Raw genomic sequence first — 366 nt, forward strand, 5'->3', positions numbered from 1 at the left:
CTGATCGACGGGTAATCAGGGAGTACAACAATGCTGAGCAGATGGTCGATTCGGACGACGCTGACCGTCGTGGGGATCATTCTCGTTGGGCTGACGGTGATCGTCGGGGCGCTCGGGCTCACCGCGCTGAGCCGTTCGGGCGACTCGCTCGACAGCATGGCGCACGGCGACATGGTCGCGATCCGCACGCTGAACGACTCGGGTTCGTTCCTGCTGCGCTCGCGCGTGTCGCTCGACCGCGTCAACGCGCTGACGGCGGCAGGCGAGATCGAGCAATCGAAGCAGGTGCTCGATCGCGCGGCCGAACTGCTCGGCAAATCGAATGAAAACTGGCAGGCGTTTCTGAACACGCCGAAGAACGGCATC

At 63.4% G+C, this 366-nt stretch carries 1 protein-coding gene; it reads left to right on the forward strand.

The genetic code is table 11. The features are described from left to right. Positions 1 to 30 precede the first annotated feature (30 nt). Positions 31 to 366, forward strand: a 336-nt coding sequence (locus SB753_RS35310; RefSeq protein ID WP_410804710.1) for a Tar ligand binding domain-containing protein, incomplete at its 3' end; no start/stop codon positions are given.

The sequence above is a fragment of the Paraburkholderia sp. SIMBA_053 genome (assembly GCF_046534895.1).
GTDB classification, from domain to species: Bacteria; Pseudomonadota; Gammaproteobacteria; order Burkholderiales; family Burkholderiaceae; genus Paraburkholderia; species Paraburkholderia caledonica.